The organism is Megasphaera sp. SC8-1 (assembly GCF_024436295.1).
Lineage (GTDB): Bacteria > Bacillota > Negativicutes > Veillonellales > Megasphaeraceae > Megasphaera > Megasphaera elsdenii.
Genome location: NZ_JANFQH010000034.1, coordinates 155,356 through 178,415, shown reverse-complemented (window position 1 = coordinate 178,415; position 23,060 = coordinate 155,356). Strand labels below are relative to the sequence as shown.

The 23,060-nt window shown below is 52.6% G+C and carries 13 protein-coding genes and 1 pseudogene; 13 read left to right on the top strand and 1 reads right to left on the bottom strand.

What is annotated here, in order from left to right; genetic code table 11:
- Positions 1-463 precede the first annotated feature (463 nt).
- Both NOS26_RS11590 and NOS26_RS11750 read left to right on the top strand, forming a co-directional pair.
- Positions 464-1,933 carry a sigma-54-dependent Fis family transcriptional regulator gene (locus tag NOS26_RS11590; RefSeq protein WP_255917807.1) on the top strand — a complete coding sequence of 490 codons (1,470 nt, stop codon included), beginning with the start codon at positions 464-466 and terminating at the stop codon, positions 1,931-1,933.
- Between the two features lie 329 nt (positions 1,934-2,262).
- Positions 2,263-2,397: pseudogene (locus tag NOS26_RS11750) on the top strand (ESPR domain-containing protein); the annotation flags it as partial.
- A 141-nt stretch (positions 2,398-2,538) separates the two neighbouring features.
- Here NOS26_RS11750 and NOS26_RS11585 read toward each other — a convergent pair.
- Positions 2,539-2,739 carry a hypothetical protein gene (locus tag NOS26_RS11585; protein ID WP_074787254.1) on the bottom strand — a complete coding sequence of 67 codons (201 nt, stop codon included), beginning with the start codon at positions 2,737-2,739 and terminating at the stop codon, positions 2,539-2,541.
- 186 nt (positions 2,740-2,925) lie between these two features.
- On the opposite strand from NOS26_RS11585, the gene NOS26_RS11580 reads away from it, so the two are divergent.
- The 11 genes from NOS26_RS11580 (at position 2,926) to rsmA (ending at position 22,960) form a co-directional block, all read left to right on the top strand.
- Complete coding sequence (locus NOS26_RS11580) at positions 2,926-10,326, top strand: YadA-like family protein (RefSeq protein ID WP_255917806.1); 7,401 nt, start codon at positions 2,926-2,928, stop codon at positions 10,324-10,326.
- Between the two features lie 14 nt (positions 10,327-10,340).
- Positions 10,341-10,526, top strand: coding sequence for a type II toxin-antitoxin system RelB/DinJ family antitoxin (locus NOS26_RS11575; RefSeq protein WP_014016456.1), 186 nt, complete (start codon positions 10,341-10,343; stop codon positions 10,524-10,526).
- Between the two features lie 194 nt (positions 10,527-10,720).
- Positions 10,721-11,875, top strand: a complete 1,155-nt coding sequence (locus NOS26_RS11570) for a helix-turn-helix domain-containing protein (RefSeq protein ID WP_081354079.1) — start codon at positions 10,721-10,723, stop codon at positions 11,873-11,875.
- Positions 11,876-12,276: 401 nt separating this feature from the next.
- Entirely contained in the window at positions 12,277-13,605 is a 1,329-nt protein-coding gene (gene miaB / locus NOS26_RS11565; RefSeq protein WP_074786768.1) for a tRNA (N6-isopentenyl adenosine(37)-C2)-methylthiotransferase MiaB, read from the top strand.
- 38 nt (positions 13,606-13,643) lie between these two features.
- Positions 13,644-16,217 carry a DNA mismatch repair protein MutS gene (gene mutS, locus NOS26_RS11560; RefSeq protein WP_255917809.1) on the top strand — a complete coding sequence of 858 codons (2,574 nt, stop codon included), beginning with the start codon at positions 13,644-13,646 and terminating at the stop codon, positions 16,215-16,217.
- Entirely contained in the window at positions 16,214-18,343 is a 2,130-nt protein-coding gene (mutL, locus tag NOS26_RS11555; protein ID WP_255917805.1) for a DNA mismatch repair endonuclease MutL, read from the top strand. Before mutS ends, mutL begins: the two co-directional genes overlap by 4 nt.
- A gap of 17 nt (positions 18,344-18,360) precedes the next feature.
- The gene (locus NOS26_RS11550; RefSeq protein WP_255917804.1) at positions 18,361-19,257 is read left to right on the top strand and encodes a class I SAM-dependent methyltransferase; all 897 of its coding nucleotides are present in this window, start codon (positions 18,361-18,363) and stop codon (positions 19,255-19,257) included.
- A complete protein-coding gene (gene miaA / locus NOS26_RS11545) occupies positions 19,245-20,183 on the top strand; it encodes a tRNA (adenosine(37)-N6)-dimethylallyltransferase MiaA (RefSeq protein ID WP_074786762.1) in 939 nt (312 codons plus the stop codon). The genes NOS26_RS11550 and miaA overlap by 13 nt, the downstream gene beginning before the upstream one ends.
- Before the next feature lie 136 nt (positions 20,184-20,319).
- The gene (locus NOS26_RS11540; protein ID WP_177183653.1) at positions 20,320-21,570 is read left to right on the top strand and encodes a methionine gamma-lyase family protein; all 1,251 of its coding nucleotides are present in this window, start codon (positions 20,320-20,322) and stop codon (positions 21,568-21,570) included.
- Complete coding sequence (rnmV, locus tag NOS26_RS11535) at positions 21,563-22,108, top strand: ribonuclease M5 (protein ID WP_054336798.1); 546 nt, start codon at positions 21,563-21,565, stop codon at positions 22,106-22,108. Before NOS26_RS11540 ends, rnmV begins: the two co-directional genes overlap by 8 nt.
- The gene (rsmA, locus tag NOS26_RS11530) at positions 22,109-22,960 is read left to right on the top strand and encodes a 16S rRNA (adenine(1518)-N(6)/adenine(1519)-N(6))-dimethyltransferase RsmA (protein ID WP_054336797.1); all 852 of its coding nucleotides are present in this window, start codon (positions 22,109-22,111) and stop codon (positions 22,958-22,960) included.
- Positions 22,961-23,060: the final 100 nt, after the last annotated feature.

The window sequence follows — 23,060 nt, the reverse complement described above, 5'->3', positions numbered from 1 at the left end:
TAGGCGGGAGACTTCTTGCAGAATCAGGTTAAAAAAGACCTCGCATGATAAGGACTATGTCCATGCGAGGTCTTTTTTCAAAGCTGAATTATAAAATTTTCGTATGATAATGTATGAATAAAATAATATTTTATATGATATCTATATTATCTTATTATATAAAAACATTAATCAAATATAAAATCCATAAATCAGTTAATAACAATTAGTTTTATAATGTTATATAAATTTTATAAATACATGATATAATATGGCTATCTCCGTTTGCAATATGAAATGTAATCATAGAACAGTAGAATATGATTTAAATTTTTAAAAATAAGCCATGAAAACAGAAAAAATGCGGGGGGGGGGGGTACAAGAAATTTTTAAGATTTCTATCGTTACTCCATCATCCCAGTTATATACAAAAATTGAACAATTTCTGCCTGCGACACAGAAGCGGAAGCTGGCCCATCTTGATTTGATCGATGGCAGTGCGGCTGATGCGGCGTATCGGATCCGGAAAAGTATCCAGGCCGGCCGGGATGCCGTCATTTTGTGGGACCCGATGGCTTCGGCTGTCGCCGCCACGTATCCGCAGCAACGAGTTTTTGTCGTCCAGCCCAGCGTCCTTGATTTGCTGAATAGCATCCGTCAGGTCCCTAAGGGGATGTCGTGCGGTGTCATCATTCCCTTTTCGCTGCGCGCCTATTATGATGATTTAGAGGTGCAGTTCAAGGCGATGGGGGTCACTTTTTATTGCCTGGCCTCGGATAGCGATGAGCGGGCGATGCAGACCGCCGTCCATCAGGCGGCACTTTCAGGCATCCAGTATGTCGTCGGGAGTGCCGGTATCGAAACGTATGCTCGTGGCGAAGGACTGGGCTGGATTCCCTTGCAGCCAGGATGGGGCGGCCTCGTGCGGGCTTTTTTCAAAGCCCTGTGGAGCCTGCGTCAATCCCGGATGGCCCCGGGAAGGACGATTTCACCGCGGTCCGGGATGATGGCCTATTATCATTTGGACGATATCATCGGTACTTCGCCTATGATGCAGCAAGTCAAACGGTTGGCCCGGATTTATGCCGCTACGGAATCGACCATCCTCATTACCGGTGAATCGGGGACGGGAAAAGAAATGATGGCCCAGGCTATCCACAATCTGAGCAGCCGGTGTCACGGGCCGTTCATCGCCATCAACTGTGGGGCCGTCTCAGAAAGCCTCTTAGAGAGTGAACTCTTTGGTTATACCGGCGGTTCCTTTACGGGAGCGCGCCGTGATGGCCGTGAAGGGCTCTTTGAAGCAGCAAATGGGGGAACCTTATTCCTCGACGAAATCGGAGATATGCCGTATAATTTGCAGAACCACTTGCTTCGGGTCTTGCAGGAACGCAGTGTCCGCCGCCTGGGTGCTCACAATGTCATTCCCATCGACGTCCGTATCATTGCCGCGACGAATAAGGATTTAGAACAGGCCGTCCAGGAGCACCACTTCCGGCTGGACCTCTATTACCGCCTGGCCGTCCTGCTCATCCACATGCCGCCCTTGCGCCAGCGCAGAGAGGATATGGCCGTCCTTGCCCGGACCCTGCTTCAGCGGTTCAATGAACAATACGGTCAGCCTCATGATTTGGGGCAGGACGTCCTCGATTATTTCCAGACCCTTCCCTGGCCGGGAAATGTCCGTCAGCTGGCCAATACCATCGAACGCCTGTCCCTGGTCGTCCGTGAGGAAAAGATTACCTTGCCCGACTTAGCCTGGGTCCTGCCCAATCCGCCCGTCGTGCCGGACAAGAATGTCCGCGACCGGAATCTCAAGGCCATGACGTATGATTACATTGAAAAACTGTACCAAGACGGTAAAAGCGTATCGGATATCGCCAAAGAACTCGGCATCAGCCGCTCGACGATTTACCGGATGCGGCAAAAATATCAAAATAAAAAGGATATGTAGCGCGAAATTAGCGAACATCATGCAAGGTCCCTTGCTCCTATGTTTGAGGTAATGGTTTTTATATTTAAAGCCATCTGCTAACCACTAATCACTTAAAAAGCTTGTCGCACATGCGGCAAGCTTTTTTACTATGCCCTGTCTCAATATAATATTTTTTGCCATAAAACTGTTGCATTTAGCAACAACATGGCACTTTTATACGCGTTGCAAAACGAGGCTATAATGGCATAATAGACCCATCTATTTGTAATTCCCTCTATTTGGCACGAATATTTCATATATCTTATTATGAAATATATTCAAATATATTCAAAGAGAGGGGATATCCTATGAATAAAATCTTTAAAGTTATTTGGAGTAAAGCAAGAAATTGTTATGTCGTCGTCTCAGAATTGGCCAAGAGCCATGACGACGGCCATGTACGTCGCAGCCGCAGCGGATGTTGTCGAAAAGCCGCTGTTCTGGCAGCCTTTGCCCTGACGACATCGTTGGCGGCAGTGCCGGTTTGGGCAGCTGATGCTAATGGAAATATTACTAACAATGAGGCATCTACAATGACTGGTAGTAATCCTATTAATCAAAGTAAAAATAGTGTTATCTACGGGTCAGGAAATGCTGTTAATAATTCGGAAAATGCTGTCGTAGTAGGTAACGGAAATACAGGCAATACGAACAGTGTAGTCATAGGCAATGGAGCGCTGAGCAATGCGGAAGGCCAGATTGTTATTGGCAGAGGTAAGGCCAATGGAGAGGCCGTTGGTAGCATTGTTATCGGAAATAATGAAACGATAGCCAATACCTCTCAATCTGTACTCATAGGCAATGATGCAAAAGCTAATGGTTCTGGCCAAGGGATTATTGTCATTGGTAATGGTGCTATGGCAAATAGTAATGCTGCAGGGTATACTGACGACAATAAGAAATACATTCCAGCAGGAATCGTTTTAGGTGAATATTCTTATAGCAGTACGCGAGCTGGAAAAGATGGTTATTTGAGTGATAAGAAAGGTGACAGACCTTCGACGGCATTTAATGAGAAATACTGGGATGCAGTATGGACAGCTACGGCCAATCCAATGGCTATTGGCAATGTAGATACCGATGCGAATGGTAACGGAGGAGACCATACTGGGCATGGTATCTTAACTCGGCAAATTACAGGCGTAGCAGCGGGTACCGATTTGACCGATGCTGTCAACGTGGCTCAGTTGCAAGCAGCTATAGCCCAATTTAGCGGCAGCGGATCTGGAACCAGCGGCGATGGTGTCCACTATTATAGTGTTCTTTCTAATGAAATAGGTCCTGATTCTAACTATGATAATAAAGGCGCAAAAGGCAAAAACTCCTTGGCTGCTGGCGTCCGTGCTTCTACGACGGAAAACGCAGAAAATGCTGTAGCCATCGGCTATGATACCCATGCTGTCAATGACTCGACGGTCGCTATCGGTAGTGGTACGCAGGCACGGGGCCGCTATTCCGTCGCCATGGGCCTCAGTTCTGTAGCGGGCAAGGAAACGAATGATGTAAATAATCCTCTCGATGGTGGCGGCAGTGTTGCTATTGGCTATGCGGCAGCGGCAGAAGCTACCCGCAGCGTAGCTATTGGTACCGGTTCTACTGCTGCAGAAGCAGCCTTTACGACAGCACTAGGTGATTCTGCCAGTGCTAAGCAGCGCGGCAGCGTGGCTGTCGGTGCTGGTTCGGTAGCTACCCGGGCAGCAGGCAATAAAGAAAACGGTACGGATTACAAAGCGGCCTATCGTCTTCCTGATTTGACGAATGCTACAGATGCAGAAATAGCAACCTGGACTTCTACAGAAGGGGCTGTTTCTGTCGGTGGTACTGCAACCTATAAGGATTACGATGCTAATGGCAAGCAAGTAACAAAAACAAAACTCCTGACCCGTCAGATTACTAACGTAGCAGCAGGTAGTGAAGATACGGATGCGGTTAACGTGGCTCAGCTGAAACAGGCTGGCTTTATCAGCTATAAGGCCAATGGCGGCACGGCGCAGACAGTTACCCTGAAGGATGGCCTCGATTTCACCAACGGTACGAATACGACGGCGGAAGTCGGAGCCAATGGCGTCGTGAAGTTTAATGTCGCAGATAGCACATTCAAAGATAAGGCTCGGGAAGCCGTGATTGTAAAGCAGGGCGACAATGTTACGGTGAAAACGGATGCGGATGAAGAAAACCACAAGACGACGTATACGGTCAGCGCAAAAGACACACACGTAACATCCGGTACGGCAACGTATGCTGATAATGGTACAGGTACGATTACGCTGACCAATAATGATAATTCAACAGTAACGGTTTCCGGCTTGAAGAATATCTACACGACGGGTGTTACAGCCGATGCAGCTAATCACAAGGCTACCTTCAACCGCAATGATGGAAGCAGTTATGAACTGAAACTTTCGGATCTTGGCGGATCGTCCACGGATTATCAGCTCGTAGGTTCCGATGGTAATGTCGGTAATGGAGAAGCCAATAAGTATTCCGTTGCCAATAATAAAGTCAGCCTGAACGTAAAAGATACGATGTCAGGCACGACCAAGACCGTCGTTATCGACAACATTGCCAGCAAGACAGACTTGGACAATCAGACCATTTCCTACACGGCAAACAGTGCGGCTCCGAAGAAGAGTGTCAAACTTTCAGAAGGCCTGAATTTCACTGATGGTACGAATACGACGGCTGAAGTGGGAGTCAATGGCGTGGTGAAGTTCAACGTCGCCGACAGCACATTCAAAGACAAGGCTCGGGAAGCCGTGGTTGTCAATGCTGGCGATAACGTTACCGTTACACCGGCTGAAGATGAAACGAACCACAAGACAACGTATACAGTCAGTGCTGACAACATGCGTGTTAAATCTGGCACAGCAACGTATAATACGGATGGAACAGGTACGATTATCCTGACCAATAACGATGGCACTACGGCAACGGTTTCTGGCCTGAAGGATACTTACACCAAGAGCGCTGCTTATGATGCGGCAAATAAGAAAGCCACCTTCACGAGAAATGACAACTCGACCTATGATCTGGATTTGTCGGCCATTGCTAGTGAAGCAGGCAATGTGAAACTGAACTTCCAGGGTGAAAACACAGATACGACCATTTCTCGCGGTAACAGCGACACGCTGAGCATCGTAGGCGACGGCACCAATATTTCAACGAATGGTGATGCTACGAAAAGCCAGATTAAAGTCGCTCTGAATGATAATCTTGTCCTCGGCAAAGATGGTACGAATGGTAAAGACGGTTCCATCGGGATAGCTGGTAAAGATGGTGCTGATGGTTATACGACGACCATCATCAAGACTGAAAAAGGTCAACCGGGCAAAGACGGCAAGAACGGCCAACCCGGTGTCAATGGCACGGATATCACGCGTATTGTCTACGGTCAGGGCCAGGATGGTAAAGACGGCAAGCAAGTTGTGGCAACCCTTGACGACGGCCAGAAATATGCTGGCGATAACTATGTTGCTGCCACAGACCAAGCTGCGGAACAGAACGTCATTGCCAAGAAGCTCAACGAACGTCTGGATATTAAAGGCGGCGCCAATAAAGACAATCTGACGGACAAGAATATAGGAGTCAATGCCGTAGGTGGTGCCTTGAAAGTCCAGCTGGCTAAGAATATTGATTTGACTGATGGTGGATCTGTCACAACAGGTAATACGGTCATCAATAATATGGGCCTGACCGTCGGTGGAAAGACCTATGTATCAAGTACTGGCCTGAATGCGAATAGCCAGGTCATTGCCAATGTGGCCAATGGTAGCAATGATAATGATGCGGTCAATGTATCCCAACTGAAGGACAGCCGGACAACCGTCACCTCGTCGAATCAGAGTATCAAAGTACAAGACACGACCAACGGCAACCCGAATCATGCTTATGACATCATGGTAGACTATGGCACAGTAGCCAAAAATACGTCTATCAGCTATAAGGCCAATGGCGGTACGGCGCAGACAGTTACCCTGAAGGAGGGCCTCGATTTCACCAACGGCACGAATACGACAGCTGAAGTCGGAGCTAATGGCGTGGTGAAGTTCAATGTCGCCGACAGCACCTTCAAGGATAAAGCTCGTCAAGCTGTCGCTGTTGAAGCTGGCGATAATGTTACTGTTACACCTACTAAGGATGATGCTAACCACAAGACGACGTATACCGTCAGTGCAGCCGACATGCGCGTCAATTCCGGCACGGCAACGTATAATACGGATGGAACAGGTACGATTACCCTGACCAATAACGATGGCACTACGGCAACCGTTTCCGGCCTGAAGGATACCTACACCAAGAGTGCAGCCTATGATGCGGCCTCGAAGAAAGCTACCTTCACGAGAAACGACAATACGACCTATGATTTAGACCTTTCGGATATTGCCAATGAAGCAGGCAGGGTTAAACTCAATTTCAAAGGCGACAATGCAGATACAACGATTTCCCGCGGCAACAGCGATACGCTGAGCATCGTCGGCGACGGCACCAATATTTCTACGACTGGTGATGCTACGAAAAATGAAATCAAAGTCGCTCTGAACGATAATCTCGTCCTCGGCAAAGACGGCAAGGATGGTAAAGACGGCTCTATCGGCCTCGTAGGTAAGAATGGCAAAGATGGCAGTGTAACTACCATTATCAAGACTATCGGCAAGAATGGTGCGGACGGCAAGAATGGTACGCCGGGTGTCAATGGCCAGGATGGCATCACACGGATCGTCTATCAGGATGGCAAAGACGGCGAAGCTGGCACGACGACGCATACCGTTGCAACGCTGGACGACGGTTTGAAATTCGGTGCAAATGCGGCTGTTGAAAATGGCACGAACCCTGTTGGCAACAAGCTGAACAGTACCATCGATATCGTCGGCACGAAGGCAAAAGACGGCCATACCTATAGTGCTGATAACCTGACAACGACCGTTGCTCAGGATGCTAGCGGCAAAACAACCATTACGGTCCTCATGGATAATGCTATCAGTGCGGACTCTGTCAAAGTAGGCAAAGATGGCAAGGATGGTACTAATGGTGTCGATGGCAGACTGATCATCAAGAATGGTAAAGATGGCAAAGACGGTGCCGATGCTGGTATCCATGTCATCAAGGGTGAACCTGGCGTCAATGGCAAAGACGGTGAAACCATTACCCGCGTTGTCTATAATGACGGCAAGGATGGGAAAGACGGCAAGGACTACACGCTGGCTACTACTGAAGACGGCCTGAAATTCAAGGGGGATGACGATACAGTTATCGCCAAGAAACTGAACGAACAGCTGGATATCATCGGTGGTGCAACAGGTGCACTGACGGATAAGAATATCGCCGTGAAGAGTACGACGGACGGCAAACTGAAAGTACAGCTGGCCAAAGACCTGACGGACCTGAACAGCGTTACCACCGGTGATACAGTGATGAATTCTGATGGCCTTACGATTAACAAAGCTGGCAAGGCTGGCGATAAGACGATTACCATCAGCAAGACTACCGTTTCTTATGGTGACATCCAGGTGAACAACATGGGCAGCGGTGCCGATGGGAAGGATGAAAACGGCAAGCCGACCTATAATACGGATACCAACGGCGCTAACATCGGCGATGTGAAGAACATTGCCGGGAAGACTTCCACGGACCTGACGGTTAAAGGCCTCGATTTCGTAGGCAATAATACGGATGTTACGGTCCATCGTGACCTCGGCACGAAACTCACTATCAAAGGCGAAGGCACGAAGGACGATACCAACTATTCCGGTGAAAACCTGAAAGTCATCGGTGATGCCAATGGCAGCCTGACCATTAAGATGGACAAGGATATCAAAGGCAACAGCGTCACAGTCGGTGAAAGAGGTGCTGATGGTAAAGACGGTGTTGATGGTACGATTGGCGTCAACGGCAAGGATGGTTCGGCTGTAGTCATCAATGGCAAAGACGGTTCCATCGGTCTCAATGGCAAAGACGGTGCTAATGGCCTGACAATTAAGGGTGATAAAGGTGCTGTCGGTGTCGATGGGACGGACGGCAAGAATGGCAAAGACGGCATGACCCGCATTGTCTATCAAGATGGTAAAGATACGGATCATACCGTGGCAACCCTCGATGACGGCATGAAATATGCTGGTAACTTCGGTCAGGGTGCAGCCGTCAAGCTGAACAAGACCGTTACCATTAAAGGCAATCTAGCTGCTAATGCCAAAGAAGATGACTTTGTTGATGGCAACATTGCGGTAACGGCTAACAAGTCTGACGATAATGGCGAACTGTTGATTAAACTCAACAAGAATCTAACGGGCCTGAACAGCTCTACTTATACCAGTAACATGACGAGCGGCGGCACTTCCACTACCGTTGTAGATGGCAGCGGCCTGAAGATTACGAATGGTCCCAGCATCACCTATACGGGCATTGATGCGGGCAGCCATGTCATTTCCCATGTGGCTGATGGCAAGGCTCCGACGGATGCGGTCAATGTGTCCCAGCTGACGAAGGTGGAACAGGAAGCCACGGCCCACAGCTCTGTGGAAGCCGGACCTTCCGGGAATGTGACCGTGACCCCGGGGACCAACAAGAATGGCGGTACGAAGTACACTGTGGATCTGGCTGATAACGTGAACTTCGGGAAAGGCGACAAGAAGATCTCCATTAACGGGGATAACGGCACCGTGACCATCGGCCAGGGCGACAAACAGATCAAACTGGACAGCAAGGACGGCAGCATCTCCGTCGGCGGCGTGACCATCAACAAGGACGGCAAGGGGACGGTGAACGGCCTGACCAATACGACTTGGGACGGCGAACACATCACCTCCGGCCAGGCAGCTACGGAAGACCAGTTGCAGAAGGTGGAACAGAACGTCAATACGAAGATTGACAACGTGAACAACAAAGTCGACAAGGTGGCCAAGCAGCATACCACGGTTTCCGTCAATGGTGGCAACGCACAGGGCAACCTGGTCATGGAAAAGACCAATGCAACTGACGAGAAAGGGGCCAACTATGACATTTCCCTGAGCAACGACGTGACCATCGGTACCCAGGGCGAAAATGGCAAGGATGGCAAGCTGACTGTGACCAGCAAGGATGGCACGAAAGCTATTACAGCTGATGGTCAGAACGGCACGTTGACCTTTAAGGACGGTAACAATGAAACGTCTATCAAAGCTGCAGAAGCCTCTAAAGGTGTTGATGGCAAGACGGATATCAAACGTGTAGCTATCGATGGTCATACCGTAGCCACAACGGACGACGGCATGAAGTTTGCCGGCGACAGCGGCGATGTGATTCAGCAGAAGCTGAACAGTACGACCAACATCAAAGGCGGTGCGACGGGCGCCCTCACGGATGGCAACATCGGCGTCGTCTCGGACGGCAATAATACGCTGACCGTGAAACTGGCCAAAGACATCAAGGGACTGGACAGCGTCACAGCGACGACGGTCAATGCGACGACGGTCAACAGCTCGTCCTTCAATATCGCTGGCGACGACAGCCATGATGCCATCACCATCAAACAGGGTGACGTGAATATGGGCGGTAATACCATCAGCGGTGTCGCTCCGGGCAAGGTTAGCCAGGATTCGACGGACGCCATCAACGGCAGCCAGCTCTGGCAGCGCGATCAGGCGATTAACAGTATTGGCGGTGCTGTCAACAAACTGGGCAGCCGCGTTAACCGCGTCGGCGCCGGCGCTGCTGCTTTGGCAGCCTTGCATCCTCTCGATTTCGACCCGGACGATAAGTGGGACTTCGCTGCTGGTTACGGCAACTATCGCGGTGCCAATGCAGCCGCTGTCGGTGCCTACTATCGGCCGAATGAAGACACCATGTTCAGTGTCGGCGGTTCCTTCGGCGGCGGTGAAAATATGGTCAATGCCGGCGTCAGCTTCAAGCTCGGCCAGGGCAACCACGTTTCGACATCCCGCGTCGCCATGGCCAAGGAAATCAAGGACCTGCGCCAGAATGTGGCCAACTTGAACGCCATCGTCAACCGTCAGAGTGCCCTCATTGACAAATTGACGGGTACCAACGCCGGTATGATCAAGGATAAGGGAAATGATTTGTTCCCCGATGTTCCGGCCAACCACTGGGCTTATGAATACGTCACCAAACTGAAACACGCCGGTATCCTGACGGGCTATCCCGACGGGAACTTCGATGGTGACCGCATGATGACGCGCTATGAATTTGCGGCCATCGTCTACCGGGCCATCATGGCCGGCGCCGCTTCCAACCCGGCTTTGAATCAGGATGGGACGCTGGATAAATTAGCTAACGAATTTTCATCGGAAATGAAATACATCCGCATCGATACGATTGCCAAAGATAAGAATGGCAAACCGACCATCGAACGCGTCCGCGTCATTTCCGATGCTAAATAAAAAGGGGGACTATTATGGCTTCACAAATTGGAGTATCTTTTCGTATCAATAAGGAGTTGAAAGAAGACTTTGAAGCCTTCTGTGATTCCGTTGGACTGAGCATGTCTACAGCGATTATCTTGTTCATCAAGACCGCTGTCCGGGAACAACGGATTCCCTTTGAAGTAAAGGCTCCAGGTCAGAATGATATGAGACATTAAATCATGAAAAAGCTAGCACTCGATGAGTCAAATCATCCGGTGCTGGCTTTTTTGTGTTTTCTTCTCAGTTATTGTATAATGTACGTATTCAATACAAAATATAAATCAAATATTGAATTAATACTACGTTCAATATTGCTGGAGACCGTTTTTAAAAATATAAAGGAGCAGGTATAAATGACGAGATATTTTACATGGATGGGGTAAACAGAAACTTAAAAGTTTCTGTTATCACGCCGAATGGGGCTGTCTATGACATGGTTCAGCAGATGACACGGGTATCCCGACGGATTGAACCCTCACAGGTTATCCTCATTAACGGGGCGCGTAAAGGGGCCAAGCTTCAGATTGCAGAAGCCGTCCGTTCGGAAGTGGTCGCTTTTTTTGCCTGGGAACCGATGGCGACGAAGCTGGCGGCTTCCTATCCTCAGGTACAGGTCTATGTGATTCAGCCTAGTGTCCTGGATCTGTTGAGGTGTATTTATTTTGCCCCTAAAGGCGGGAAACTAGGGGCTATCATCCCCTTTGCCCTCCGCGATTACTATCATGACTTGGAAGATGCGTTGCAGGTCATGGATGTCTCTTTTTATCGCTTGGCGCCGGCATATGATGAACGGGAATTGCGGGACCTTATCCGGCGGGCCGCGTCCCAAGGGGTTACGGATCTTATCGGGACTGATGCTATTTCTGCCATGACTGTTGCCCGGCATATGAATTGGATTCCCCTGCGGCCGGGACGGGAAGGGATTACCCGTGCCTTTTTCAAGGCGTTGTGGAATATCCACCACCGTTATCAGGGAAATATTCGCGCTGCCTTCCCGCAGAACGGGATGCTGGCCCATTACCATCTGCAAGATATCATCGGCTCTTCTCAGGCTATTACGGAGGTCAAGGAACTGGCAAAAGTCTATGGTGCCACCGACTCGACGATTGAAGTCCCGCCCCTGCGCAAGCGCAAAGGGGACATCCAGGAGATTTCCCAGGCCCTTTTACGGATGCTGGACATCCGCTACCATAAATCCCACACCTTTGATGCCAATGTCTGGGAGCTTTTGAAGAATCAGCCCTGGCCCGGTAATGTACGGCAGTTGGCCCATATCATCGAACGACTGGTGCTGGTCGTCAAGAATCAGACGATTCAGGTAAAAGACGTCTTGCGTGTCATGCATCGGGATGTTGTTGCTGAGGAACGGGGAAAACTTGACGAAGAAGGCCATCTCAGGGGGCGCACTTATGAAATGATTGAAAAAATGAGCCGTGAAGGCAAAAGCGGTGCCCAAATCGCCAAAGCACTCGGTATCAGCCGATCCACCGTCTACCGCATCAAACGGAGACACGAGGACCAGTGAACGCAGGTCGCAGATGGCGGGCCGCCTTGGACAGGTCGGCCCCTACATATCGCATACAGGCGATGAGTGGGAAGGCCATTTACCGAATATAACCACACGGCTAACGGCCTTGTGCGTAGGGGACGCCCAAAGGGCGTCCCGCCGTGACATGTGGTGATAATCGTGTCAATACGGATGAGAAATCATATTGCCCCGACTTGGTTTTTTTTTTTACGAGTCAGAGGTCACTCGAGGCGACCGGCGACCGGCGGGCCGTCAGTCCCAAAAATTCGATGAACGATGAACGACCTATGATGAACGGGGCCGCTAGGCCCTAAAAAGCCCTTCACATAGGCGGCCCATATATGGTATCATATACGGTAGACTAAAATTATGATTTTTGTGAAAAACGGAGAGATTACATGGATTTTCAGAGCAATCGATTTTATCATATTATTTCTTATGGCTGCCAGGCGAATATGTCTGACAGCGAGCATTATGCCGGGCAGTTAGAAGAGCTGGGCTACCATCATACGGAGGATTTGGATACGGCTGATGTCATCCTCATCAATACGTGTTGTGTCCGCGAAACGGCGGAAGACAAGACGTTGGGGAAAATCGGCGAGCTCAAGCATTTGAAGACGCAGAACCCCGATTTGATCATTGCCGTCACAGGCTGCATGGCCCAGGAATGGCAGGATAAGCTCTTCAAGCGGGCGCCTCATATCGACTTGGTCATTGGGACGCACAATATCCACAAGCTCATCGAGCTCATCCAGGAACGGCGCAGCAAGGCCGACCATTATATGGCTGCCGACATGAGCCTGCCGGCCTTCCACGATATGCCGGTCAAGCGTTTCCAGAAGTTCTTTGCCTGGATTCCCATCATGAACGGCTGCAACAAGTTCTGCACGTACTGCATCGTGCCTTATGTCCGGGGCCGCGAAGTGAGTCGCCCTATCGATGCCATTGTGGAAGAAATCAAGAAGGTCGCCGCTGAAGGCTACAAGGAAATCACCTTGCTCGGTCAGAACGTCAATTCGTATGGTCTGGACCTCAAAGACGGCACGGATTTCTCCAAGCTCGTCGCCGCTGTCGATGATATCGACGGTATCGAACGGGTGCGCTACATGACCAGCCATCCCAAGGATATGACCTTTGCCATGATCGACGCCATTGCCGACAGCCAAAAGGTCGTCAACCACATGCATCTGCCTATCCAGTGCGGCTCCAATGAGCTCTTGAAGAAGATGAACCGCGGTTACACGGTGGAACATTACTTGGAACTCGTCGATTATGCCCGCAAGCGCATGCCCGACCTGGTCCTGACGACGGATATCATCGTCGGCTTTCCTGGCGAAACGGAAGCCATGTTTGAAGATACGCTGAACCTGCTCAAACGCGTCCAGTACGATATGGCTTATACGTTCATTTATTCGCCGCGGACGGGGACACCGGCAGCTAAGATGGAAGACCAGATTCCGCAGGAAGAAAAGAGCCGTCGCCTTCAGCGTCTGATGGAAGTACAGAACGTCTATAGTTTAGCCAAGAATAAAGAAATGGAAGACCATGTCTATGATGTCATCGTCGAAGGACCGACTAAGAATGATGCCAATCACTGGTTTGGCCGGACGACGGGCAACAAGATGATCATTTGGGAAAATGACGGCTCCGTCGCTATCGGCGATACCGTGCCGGTCCAGGTCGACAAGGGCCAGACATGGGTCCTCAAAGGTCACTTAGTGCACTAAAGGAAGGTGAGACTTTGGCAGGAAAAAAATTAACGCCTATGATGCAGCAGTACATGGAAGTCAAAGAGCAGTGCCAGGATAAAATCCTCTTTTTCCGCCTCGGCGACTTCTATGAAATGTTTTTTGACGATGCCCTGACGGCGTCGCGCGAACTGGACCTGACCTTGACGGGCCGGGCTGGCGGCAATAAGGAAAAAGTCCCTATGTGCGGCGTGCCCTTTCATTCGGCCGATACCTATATTGAACGGCTGGTCCATAAAGGCTATAAGGTCGCTATCTGCGAACAGATGGAAGACCCGAAGCTGGCGAAAGGCTTGGTCAAGCGCAAGATCATCAAGGTCATTACGCCAGGGACGATTACCCTGGAAAATGCCGTAGCGTCGAAGCAGAACAATTACATCGGCTGCCTGAATGAAAAAGAAGGCATCCTTTCTATGGCCCTTATGGACGTCACGACCGGCGAATGTCTGTGGGCTGACTGCGCTGCGTCGGTCATGGAAGACTCCTTGTTCGATATCCTTGCCGTCTACGAACCGAGTGAACTCATTTACGCCCATATGGGGAAGGATATGGACGCTGTCCGCGAATACTTGCGAAGCCATTTGGCGCAATGTACGGTCACGGAATTTCCTGCTGATGACAACGTCGATTATAGCGAACAGGCCCGGTCCTATTTCCCGCCTGAAGATTTTGCCGCTGCCACAGCGGCTGGCGACTGCATCGGCATGCTCCTGGCCTATGTCAGCGACGTCATGCAGTCCGATATTTCTCACATCAATTCCCTAGAACACATCGACAATGACCGGCGCCTGGTCGTCGATGCGGCCAGCCTGCGCCATCTGGAAATCACGCAGAACGTCCGCGACGGCGGCCGCCGGGGGACGCTCCTCGATGTCTTGGACAAGACCCAGACGGCTATGGGCGGGCGGCTCCTGCGCAAGTGGTTGGAAGCGCCGCTCATCCGCATTGCCGATATTACGCGCCGCCAAGATGCCGTCGAAGACTTCGTCCTCCACGAAATCATGCGCCAAGATACAGCTGACGTGCTGAACCGTATTTACGACTTTGAACGCATATTGACCCGTATCGAAACGGGAACGGTAAGCCCGAAAGACTTGGTAGCCCTGCGGGAATCGCTGGCCGTCATTCCGCAGCTCAAAAACGTCTTGGCCGGGGCCAGCGCCGACCTCCTGCACAACCTCAATGACCGCTTGCAGACTCATGACGATGTGTATGACCTGCTCTGCCGGGGCATCAAGGACGAACCGGGATTGGTCATCCGCAACGGCGGCGTCATCCGCGATGGTTTTTCGCCGGAACTCGATGAAATCCGTTCCATTGCGGCCAACAGCCATGCCTTTTTGCAGGAACTGGAAGAGAAGGAAAAGGAAAAGACCGGCATTAAGATGAAAATCGGCTACACCAAAGTCTTTGGCTATTACTTCGAGATTTCCCATGCCAATACTAAGCCCATTCCCGATTATTACGTACGCAAGCAGACCTTGGTCAATGCCGAACGCTATATCACGCCGGAATTGAAGGAATTTGAAGTCAAAGTCCTGACCAGCCAGGAACGGATGCTGGCTTTGGAATATAAGCTTTTCGGCGACATCCGCCGTCAGATCCAGGGACATATCCCGGCCATGCAGGCAACGGCCCGGGCCATTGCCCGCATCGACTGCTTGTACAGCCTGGCCTGCGCGGCTTATGACAACCGCTACGTCCGGCCTAGCCTGAATACGAAGGCGACGATTTCCATCAAGGACGGCCGTCATCCCATTATTGAAAAGTATTTGAAAGATGAATTGTTCGTCCCCAATGACGTCACTTTGAACCATGAAGATCATGAAATCCTGGTCATTACCGGACCGAATATGGCCGGTAAGTCGACGTATATGCGCCAAGTCGCCGTGTTGGTCCTCATGGCTCAAGTTGGCTCCTTCATTCCGGCCAAGGAAGGGTCTATTTGCCCGGTAGACCGCATCTTTACCCGCATCGGTGCCAGCGATGATATCCTCACCGGTCAGAGTACGTTCATGATGGAAATGAAGGAAGTGTCGTACATCCTGAAACATGCGACTAGCCGCAGCCTGCTCATCCTCGACGAAATAGGCCGCGGGACGAGCACCTTTGACGGCATGTCCATCGCCAGGGCCGTCATCGAATACTGCCTGAAGCATATCCACGCCTTGACGCTGTTTGCGACGCATTATCACGAACTCATCGCCATGGCCGACGATTCGCCGAAAATCAAGAATTATACGGTCGCCGTCAAGGAACGGGGTAAGAACATCAAGTTCCTGCGGCGCATCATTCCCGGCGGCGCCGACCGCAGCTACGGCCTGCACGTGGCGCGCCTGGCCGGCCTGCCCGAAAGCCTGCTCAAGCGGGCCGACGTCATCTTGGAAGATTTGGAAAAGAACGGCGGCGCTCCCGTCCCGGCCAAGGCGCCTGTGAACCCTGCGCCGTCACCGATGGGGAACAGTCTCTTTTCCAGTCCCGTCATCGATAAGCTGCTCAGTGTCGATGTCAGCAGTATGACGCCGATTGAAGCGATTTCTTTCTTATATAATCTGCAAAAAGATGCCAAAGAAGGAAGTGGGATCCAGTGAGTTCAATCATTCATGTCTTAGATGAAGCGACGCGCAATAAGATTGCTGCCGGCGAAGTCGTTGAACGGCCGGCGTCGTGCATCAAGGAATTGGTAGAAAATGCCATTGATGCCGGTGCCCATGCCATTGAAGTGGAAATCGCCGATGGCGGTCAGTCCTATATGCGGGTCACCGACGACGGCTGCGGTATGAGCCCGGAAGATGCCCATAAGTGCATCATCCGTCATGGCACGAGCAAAATCAGTTCTGTCGAAGATATCTTTGCCATTACGTCTCTGGGTTTCCGCGGCGAAGCCGTGCCCAGTATTGCTGCCGTATCGCACATGCAGATTACGACGCGCCAGGCGGACGACGATTTTGCCACGCACCTCATCCTCGATGGGGGCGAAATTACAGCAGAAGACCAGGCCGGTGCCCCGGTCGGGACGACGATGGAAGTAAGCGACCTCTTTTACAATACGCCAGCGCGGCGCAAGTTCCTCAAGAGCGAACGGACAGAAAGTTCGAAAATCTCTGAAATGGTGACTAAACTGGCTCTAGCCAATCCGGCTATTGCCTTTACCTTTACCAATAATGGCCGGACGACGATGAAGACCGGCGGTACAGGGGACCTGCGGGAAACGATTGCCAATATCTACGGGGCCAACGTCGCCCGCGATGTCTTTGCCGTTGCTGCCGACCAGGACGGCATCAGCCTGGAAGGCTATGTAGGCAAGCCGTCGGTCTTAAAGAGCAACCGCAACTGGCAAACGTGCATCGTCAATCACCGCATCGTCCATAATCCTTTGATGTTCAAGGCCATCGACAATGCTTATCACGCCATGCTGCCGAAATCGGGCTATCCCTTTGCCATGCTCCATCTCCATGTCGACCCGGCGACGATCGACGTCAATGTCCATCCTGCGAAGACGGAAATCAAATTCTCCGATGAACAAGCCGTTTATCGGGCCATTTACCACAGTATCGTCACGGCCCTGGTGGCCCAGGAAAAGCCAGAAGCCATCGCCAAGACCATCGGTGTCGATGTAGGGGCCGTCCCAAAGGGCGGCCCGCAGGAGAAAGCAACCTCTCAGTCCGCTACGCGGACAGCTCCCCTATCAGGGGAGCCTCTTGTGTGGGGCGCCCGCCCGCAAGAAGGTGGCAAAACAACCACCGTAGGGGCCGTCCCAAAGGGCGGCCCGCAGTGGGGAAAGACAACCTCTCAGTCCGCTGCGCGGACAGCTCCAGCCGGGATCTCCGTTTGGGCAGCCGGCCTGAACCCTCCTGCGGATGGTCCTGACCGGGCCCAAAAGGGCCTATCAGGGGAGCCTCTTGCGGATGGTCCTGACCGGGCCCAAAAGGGCCTATCAGGGGAGCCTCTTGCGGATGGTCCTGACCGGGCCCAAAAGGGCCTATTAGGGGAGTCTCCTGCGTGGGGTGCCCGCCAAGAACGTGGGGGAGCCGATCAACCCAGTCTCTTTTCCCAGGCTTTGGCTCAACACGGGCAAGGGGGTCCATCGGAAGCGACGTCTGTCGTTTCGGAAGCGGCAGCTCCGAAAATCGTCTTTGACGGCGATGACGACGTCTTCATTCCTTTGGGAGAAGTGGCGGATTGCTTCATCATTGCCAAAAAGGGACAAGATCTATACATCGTCGATCAACATGCCGCTCACGAACGGATCCGCTATGATACCTTTTGTAAGCGTGTCGAACGGATGCCGAGCCAGCAGCTGCTGACGCCGGAGTTCGTCGATGTCGACAGCGACGATATGACGCTTCTGCTGGAACGGCAGGACGTCTTCAACGACCTGGGCTATACCTATTCTGAAGCCGGACCGACGACGCTGCGCGTGGAAGAAGTGCCCTGCGATTTGCAGACCAGCGATATTGCTGATTCCCTGAAAGATATCTGCCTGCTCCTGCACGATCAGAAAGAACCGGATAAAGCCATGGTCCGTCATCGCTCCCTGGCCTATCTGTCCTGCCACGGTGCTGTCAAAGCCGGCGACAGCCTCAATATCCGCCAGATGAAACAACTTTTGGATGATTTGTTCCATACGGAAAAACCCTATGTCTGCCCTCATGGCCGGCCGACAATCATCCGCTTTACACCGAAAGAATTAGCCCATTTATTTAAACGGACATGACTCATATGATTTACGTCGTGCCTTCATTGAAGGCCAAAGAAAAATTACAAAGTGAAGGGAAGGCCTGGGCCGAAAGTCAGGGCTTCACTTATGTGTTGCGGCACCAGCGGACTATCCAGGACTTGATGGATGAATACGGCGAGGACTTTCTCGTCTATTCGTCGCGAGGGCCTCAGATAGATCGGCCGGAAGGCAGCCATTTCTTCAGTCTCAACATGGCCGAACTACGCATCCAGAACTTGCGGAAAGGCCAGCGCGACCATTTGCTGGAAGCGCTCATGGGGATGAAGGAGAGGGAAGGAAGAACCCCTCAGTCAGCTGCGCTGACAGCTCCCCTTCACAGGGGAGCCGAAAGCCTCTCCTGCGAAGGGGAGGGGGACCGCTCGCGGTGGAAGGGTTCTTCCGAGCCGCCTATTACCGTCCTCGACTGTACTTGCGGCTTTGGCGCCGATGCGGCTGTCGCTTCTTTTGGCTTGCCTGCTGGGTCACGCGTCGATGCCCTGGAGGTGTCACCCCTGTTGGAAGCGGTCACATCGTGGGGCTTTTCCCATTTTGTCCACAAGAAAGACGACGTCACGGCGGCACTGCGACGGATTTCCCTGCGCCGTGGCGATTATCGCGATTACCTATTATCCGACGAAGGGCCCGTGTACGACGTCCTCTATTTCGATCCCATGTTCCAGCGGCCTGTCGAGGCGAGCTGCCAGTTCCAGCCCGTCCGGGCCATTATGGAACACGGCGGTCTGACGCGGGACCTGATTGAACGGGCGCTGCAGAAAGCCCGGCGCCGGGTCGTCATCAAGGAGCGGGATTTCCGCCAACTCTGCCGCGATTTCCCGGAGGTTACCTTATATGGCGGCAAATACAGCCGCATTGGCTATGCCGTATTGGAGTGTGATTCATGGAAAAAGTAATGGCCATCATCGGTCCGACGGCGGTCGGCAAGACGGCGCTCAGTTTTGCCCTGGCCGAACATTACGGGACCGACCTCATTTCTGGCGACGCCTACCAGATTTACCGCCATATGGATATCGGTACGGCCAAACCGACAGCGGACGAATTGGCCCGCTATCACCATTATCTCATCGATATTGCCGAGCCTGCCGAGCCCTATTCGGCAGCCCGTTTTTGTGAGATGGCAGGGAGCGCCATTGCCGAAGTCAACGGGAAGGGCAAAGTCCCCATCGTCGTCGGCGGCACAGGGCTCTATGTCCAATCCCTCCTGGAAGGCTACGATTTTCAGACGGCCCGCATGACCGAAGCTGACAAGGAAGCGGCTCAGGCACGCATTGCCTCCCTCGATGAAGGGGCGCTGAAAGACTATATTGTCCGGGAAACGGACTGGCAGCCGCCAGATTGGCACGAGCTGCTTTCCAATACGCATCGCCTGACCCGCCTGGTCAGTGCTATCGAACAGGGCGAAGGGAAGACCTTCGTCCGCGCCGGCAAGGCTCACGGTCTGGTCTATGACGCCTATGTCATCGGTCTGCGCCTGCCGCGGGACGTCTTATATGCCCGCATCGAAGAACGCGTCGACGCTATGATCGCTGCCGGCTGGGTCGATGAAGTGCGGCACTTGTTGGACCGGGGCATCCCGACGGACTGTCAGGCCATGAAGGCCATCGGCTATCAGGAGCTGGCCCTGTATCTCCAGGGACAGATGCCCCTCGATGACGCTGTGGCCCGCATCAAGACCCGGACGCGGCGTTTTGCCAAGCGCCAGCTCACGTGGTTCAAACGCATGCCCTACATCCATTGGTACGAAAAAGACCAGTACGAGGACGAAGCCGCCCTGGCCCGGGCCGTCATCCGTGATATAGACGCTCACTGGAGAGCGTAGGGGCGCCCACGTGGGGTGCCCGCGCGAATCCTGTGCACATCCTGATGAATGAAAGCGAAGAGCAGAAAGCCTCCCCTATTAGGAGAGCCTTTCATTATAAACTAAGCAAATACAGAAAGGAATCATAACATTGTCTTTGGATTTAGAAACATTACGAAAAGAAGCGCTGGCCGAATGTGCGGCCCAGTTTGAACGGATTGATACGATTTGTCTCCATAATACGGCGAAAGTCCTGGCTGCTTATAAGGAAGCTCAGATTTCGTCGTATCAGTTTGCCGGTACGTCCGGTTATGGCTACAGCGATATGGGACGGGAAAAGCTCGACGAAGTCTTTGCCCGCGTCTTTAAAGCGGAAAAAGCCATTGTCCGTCCTCATTTCGTATCGGGGACCCATGCGCTGGCGACGGTCCTGCTGGCCCTGTTGCAGACAGGCGACCTCATGATGAGCCTTGTCGGCGCACCGTATGATACGATGCAGGGCGTTATCGGCTACGCCCATGAAACGCCCCATTCTCTGAAGGAAAAAGGCGTTCGCTATGAAGAAGTCCCCTTGAAGGACAACGCCTATGATCTGGCCGGTATTGAGGCCGCCGTGGCTGAAAAGCAGCCGAAACTGGTCCTCATTCAGCGTTCTCGCGGTTACAGCACGCGGGCCTCTTTGACAATCGATGATATCCGTTCGATTATTTCTGTCGTCAAGAAGGTCAGCCCTCAGACGATTTGCTTTGTCGATAACTGCTACGGCGAATTTGCTGCCGAAGAAGAACCGATTGAAGCCGGTGCCGACATCATCGCCGGTTCGCTCATCAAGAATCCCGGTGGCGGCATCGCACCGACAGGCGGCTATATTGCCGGTAAGGAAGAACTGGTCCACGCCGCCGCCGATTACCTGACCGCTCCGGGCCTGGGCGACGAACTCGGCTCCTATGCGGCTGGTTACCGCCTCTTTTTCCAGGGCTTCTTCATGGCGCCGCACGTCACGGCCCAGGCCATCAAAGGCGCTGTCTTTGCCGCCGCTGTCTTTGAAAAGATGGGCTTCAAGGTCTCACCGGCCGTCCAGGATCCGCGCGTCGATCTGATTCAGACCATTTATCTGGAAAATGAACAGAATATGTGTCTCTTCTGCCAGGGCATCCAGTCTTTCTCGCCTGTCGATGCTCATGTCACGCCCATTCCCGACGATATGCCGGGCTATGCCGATAAGATCATCATGGCTGCTGGCGACTTTGTCCAGGGGTCGTCCATCGAATTGTCGGCCGACGGTCCGATCCGCGACCCCTATATGATTTATCTCCAAGGGGGCATCGTCTTTGAACACAATGTCCTGGCCATCCTCAGCGCAGCCCAGTATATTGCCGAACACCGGGAAGGAGCCGCTCATGATTAAGGAAGTCCTCGTCGTCGAAGGCCGGTCCGACGTCGCCCGCATCCGCGCCAGCCATATTGATGTCGATATGATTACGACAGACGGCTTCAATTTGAAGCCCCATACGCTGGAACAGATACGCTGTGCCTATGAAAAGCGGGGCATCATCATCCTGACCGACCCCGACCGGGCAGGGGAGCAGATCCGCAAGTTCCTGACCGACCGCTTCCCCAAGGCCAAGCACGCCTTCATCCCCAGGAAAGACGCCATTGCCAACAACGACCTGGGGGTCGAACAGGCTTCGCCAGAAGCCATCCGCCTGGCCTTGTCCAAAGTCCGCTGTGCGACGTATGAACCGCAGACGACCTTTACCATGCAGGACATCGCCGCAGCTGGACTCAACGGGACGCCGGATGCCGCCGACCGCCGGGCTGAAGTCGGGGCCATCCTGGGCATCGGCTATGGCAATGCCAAACAGTTTTTGAAACGCTTGAATCATTACGGCGTCACCCGTGACGAATGGGACGCCGCTCTCCGTCAGATCCACGAGGTGAAATAAATGAAAGAAGTCGACTTGTCCAATCCCGACGTCGTCCGCTACGTCGTCAAACGCTTTGGCCTGCGTATGAATAAGAAGCTGGGCCAGAATTTCCTCATCCGCCACGCCGTCGTCGACGACATTGCCGACGCAGCCGGCATCGGTGAAGGCGACCCGGTCCTGGAAATAGGTCCGGGCATCGGTACGCTGACCCAGGCCCTGGCTGAAACGGGGGCCGCTGTGACGGCGGTCGAACTGGACGATCATCTGCTGCCTGTCCTCGACAAGACGCTGGAACACTATGACAACGTGCGCGTCGTCCACGGCGATATCCTGCGAATCGATATCGAAGAAGTCATGAATCACCAGCCCTTCACGGTCTGTGCCAATCTGCCCTACTATATTACGACGCCGATTATCATGAAGCTCCTGGAACAGAAGCTGCCTATCAAGCGCATCGTCGTCATGGTCCAGAAGGAAGTGGCAGAACGCATGGTGGCGGAACCAGGCCATAAAATCTATGGCGCCCTGTCCGTCTCGGTCCAGTATTATACGAAGCCCCAGATGCTTTTTGAAATCTCGCCGAAATGCTTCATGCCGGCACCGGAAGTCACGTCGGCCGTCGTCGCCATGGATGTCCGCCAAGAGCCGCCGGTGGATCTGACCGATGAAAAGCGCTTCTTCCAGGTCGTCAAGGCCGCTTTCCAGCAGCGCCGCAAGACCTTTGCCAATGCCTTGAAGAACACGGGCATGAGCAAGGAACAGATTGTCCAGGTACTGGAAAAATCCGGTATCGACGGCAAGCGCCGGGGCGAAACCCTGTCCCTGCAGGAATTTGCCGACGTCGCCAACGCCTGGGACGCGCTGCAGTAAGCATGAAAAAGCCTCTGACGTCATACATGAAGCTTTTTTTCCACGTTTGCCGTTTGCCGTGGGGCGTTTGTCGTAATGGAGCAAGCCGCAGGTCAGCGTA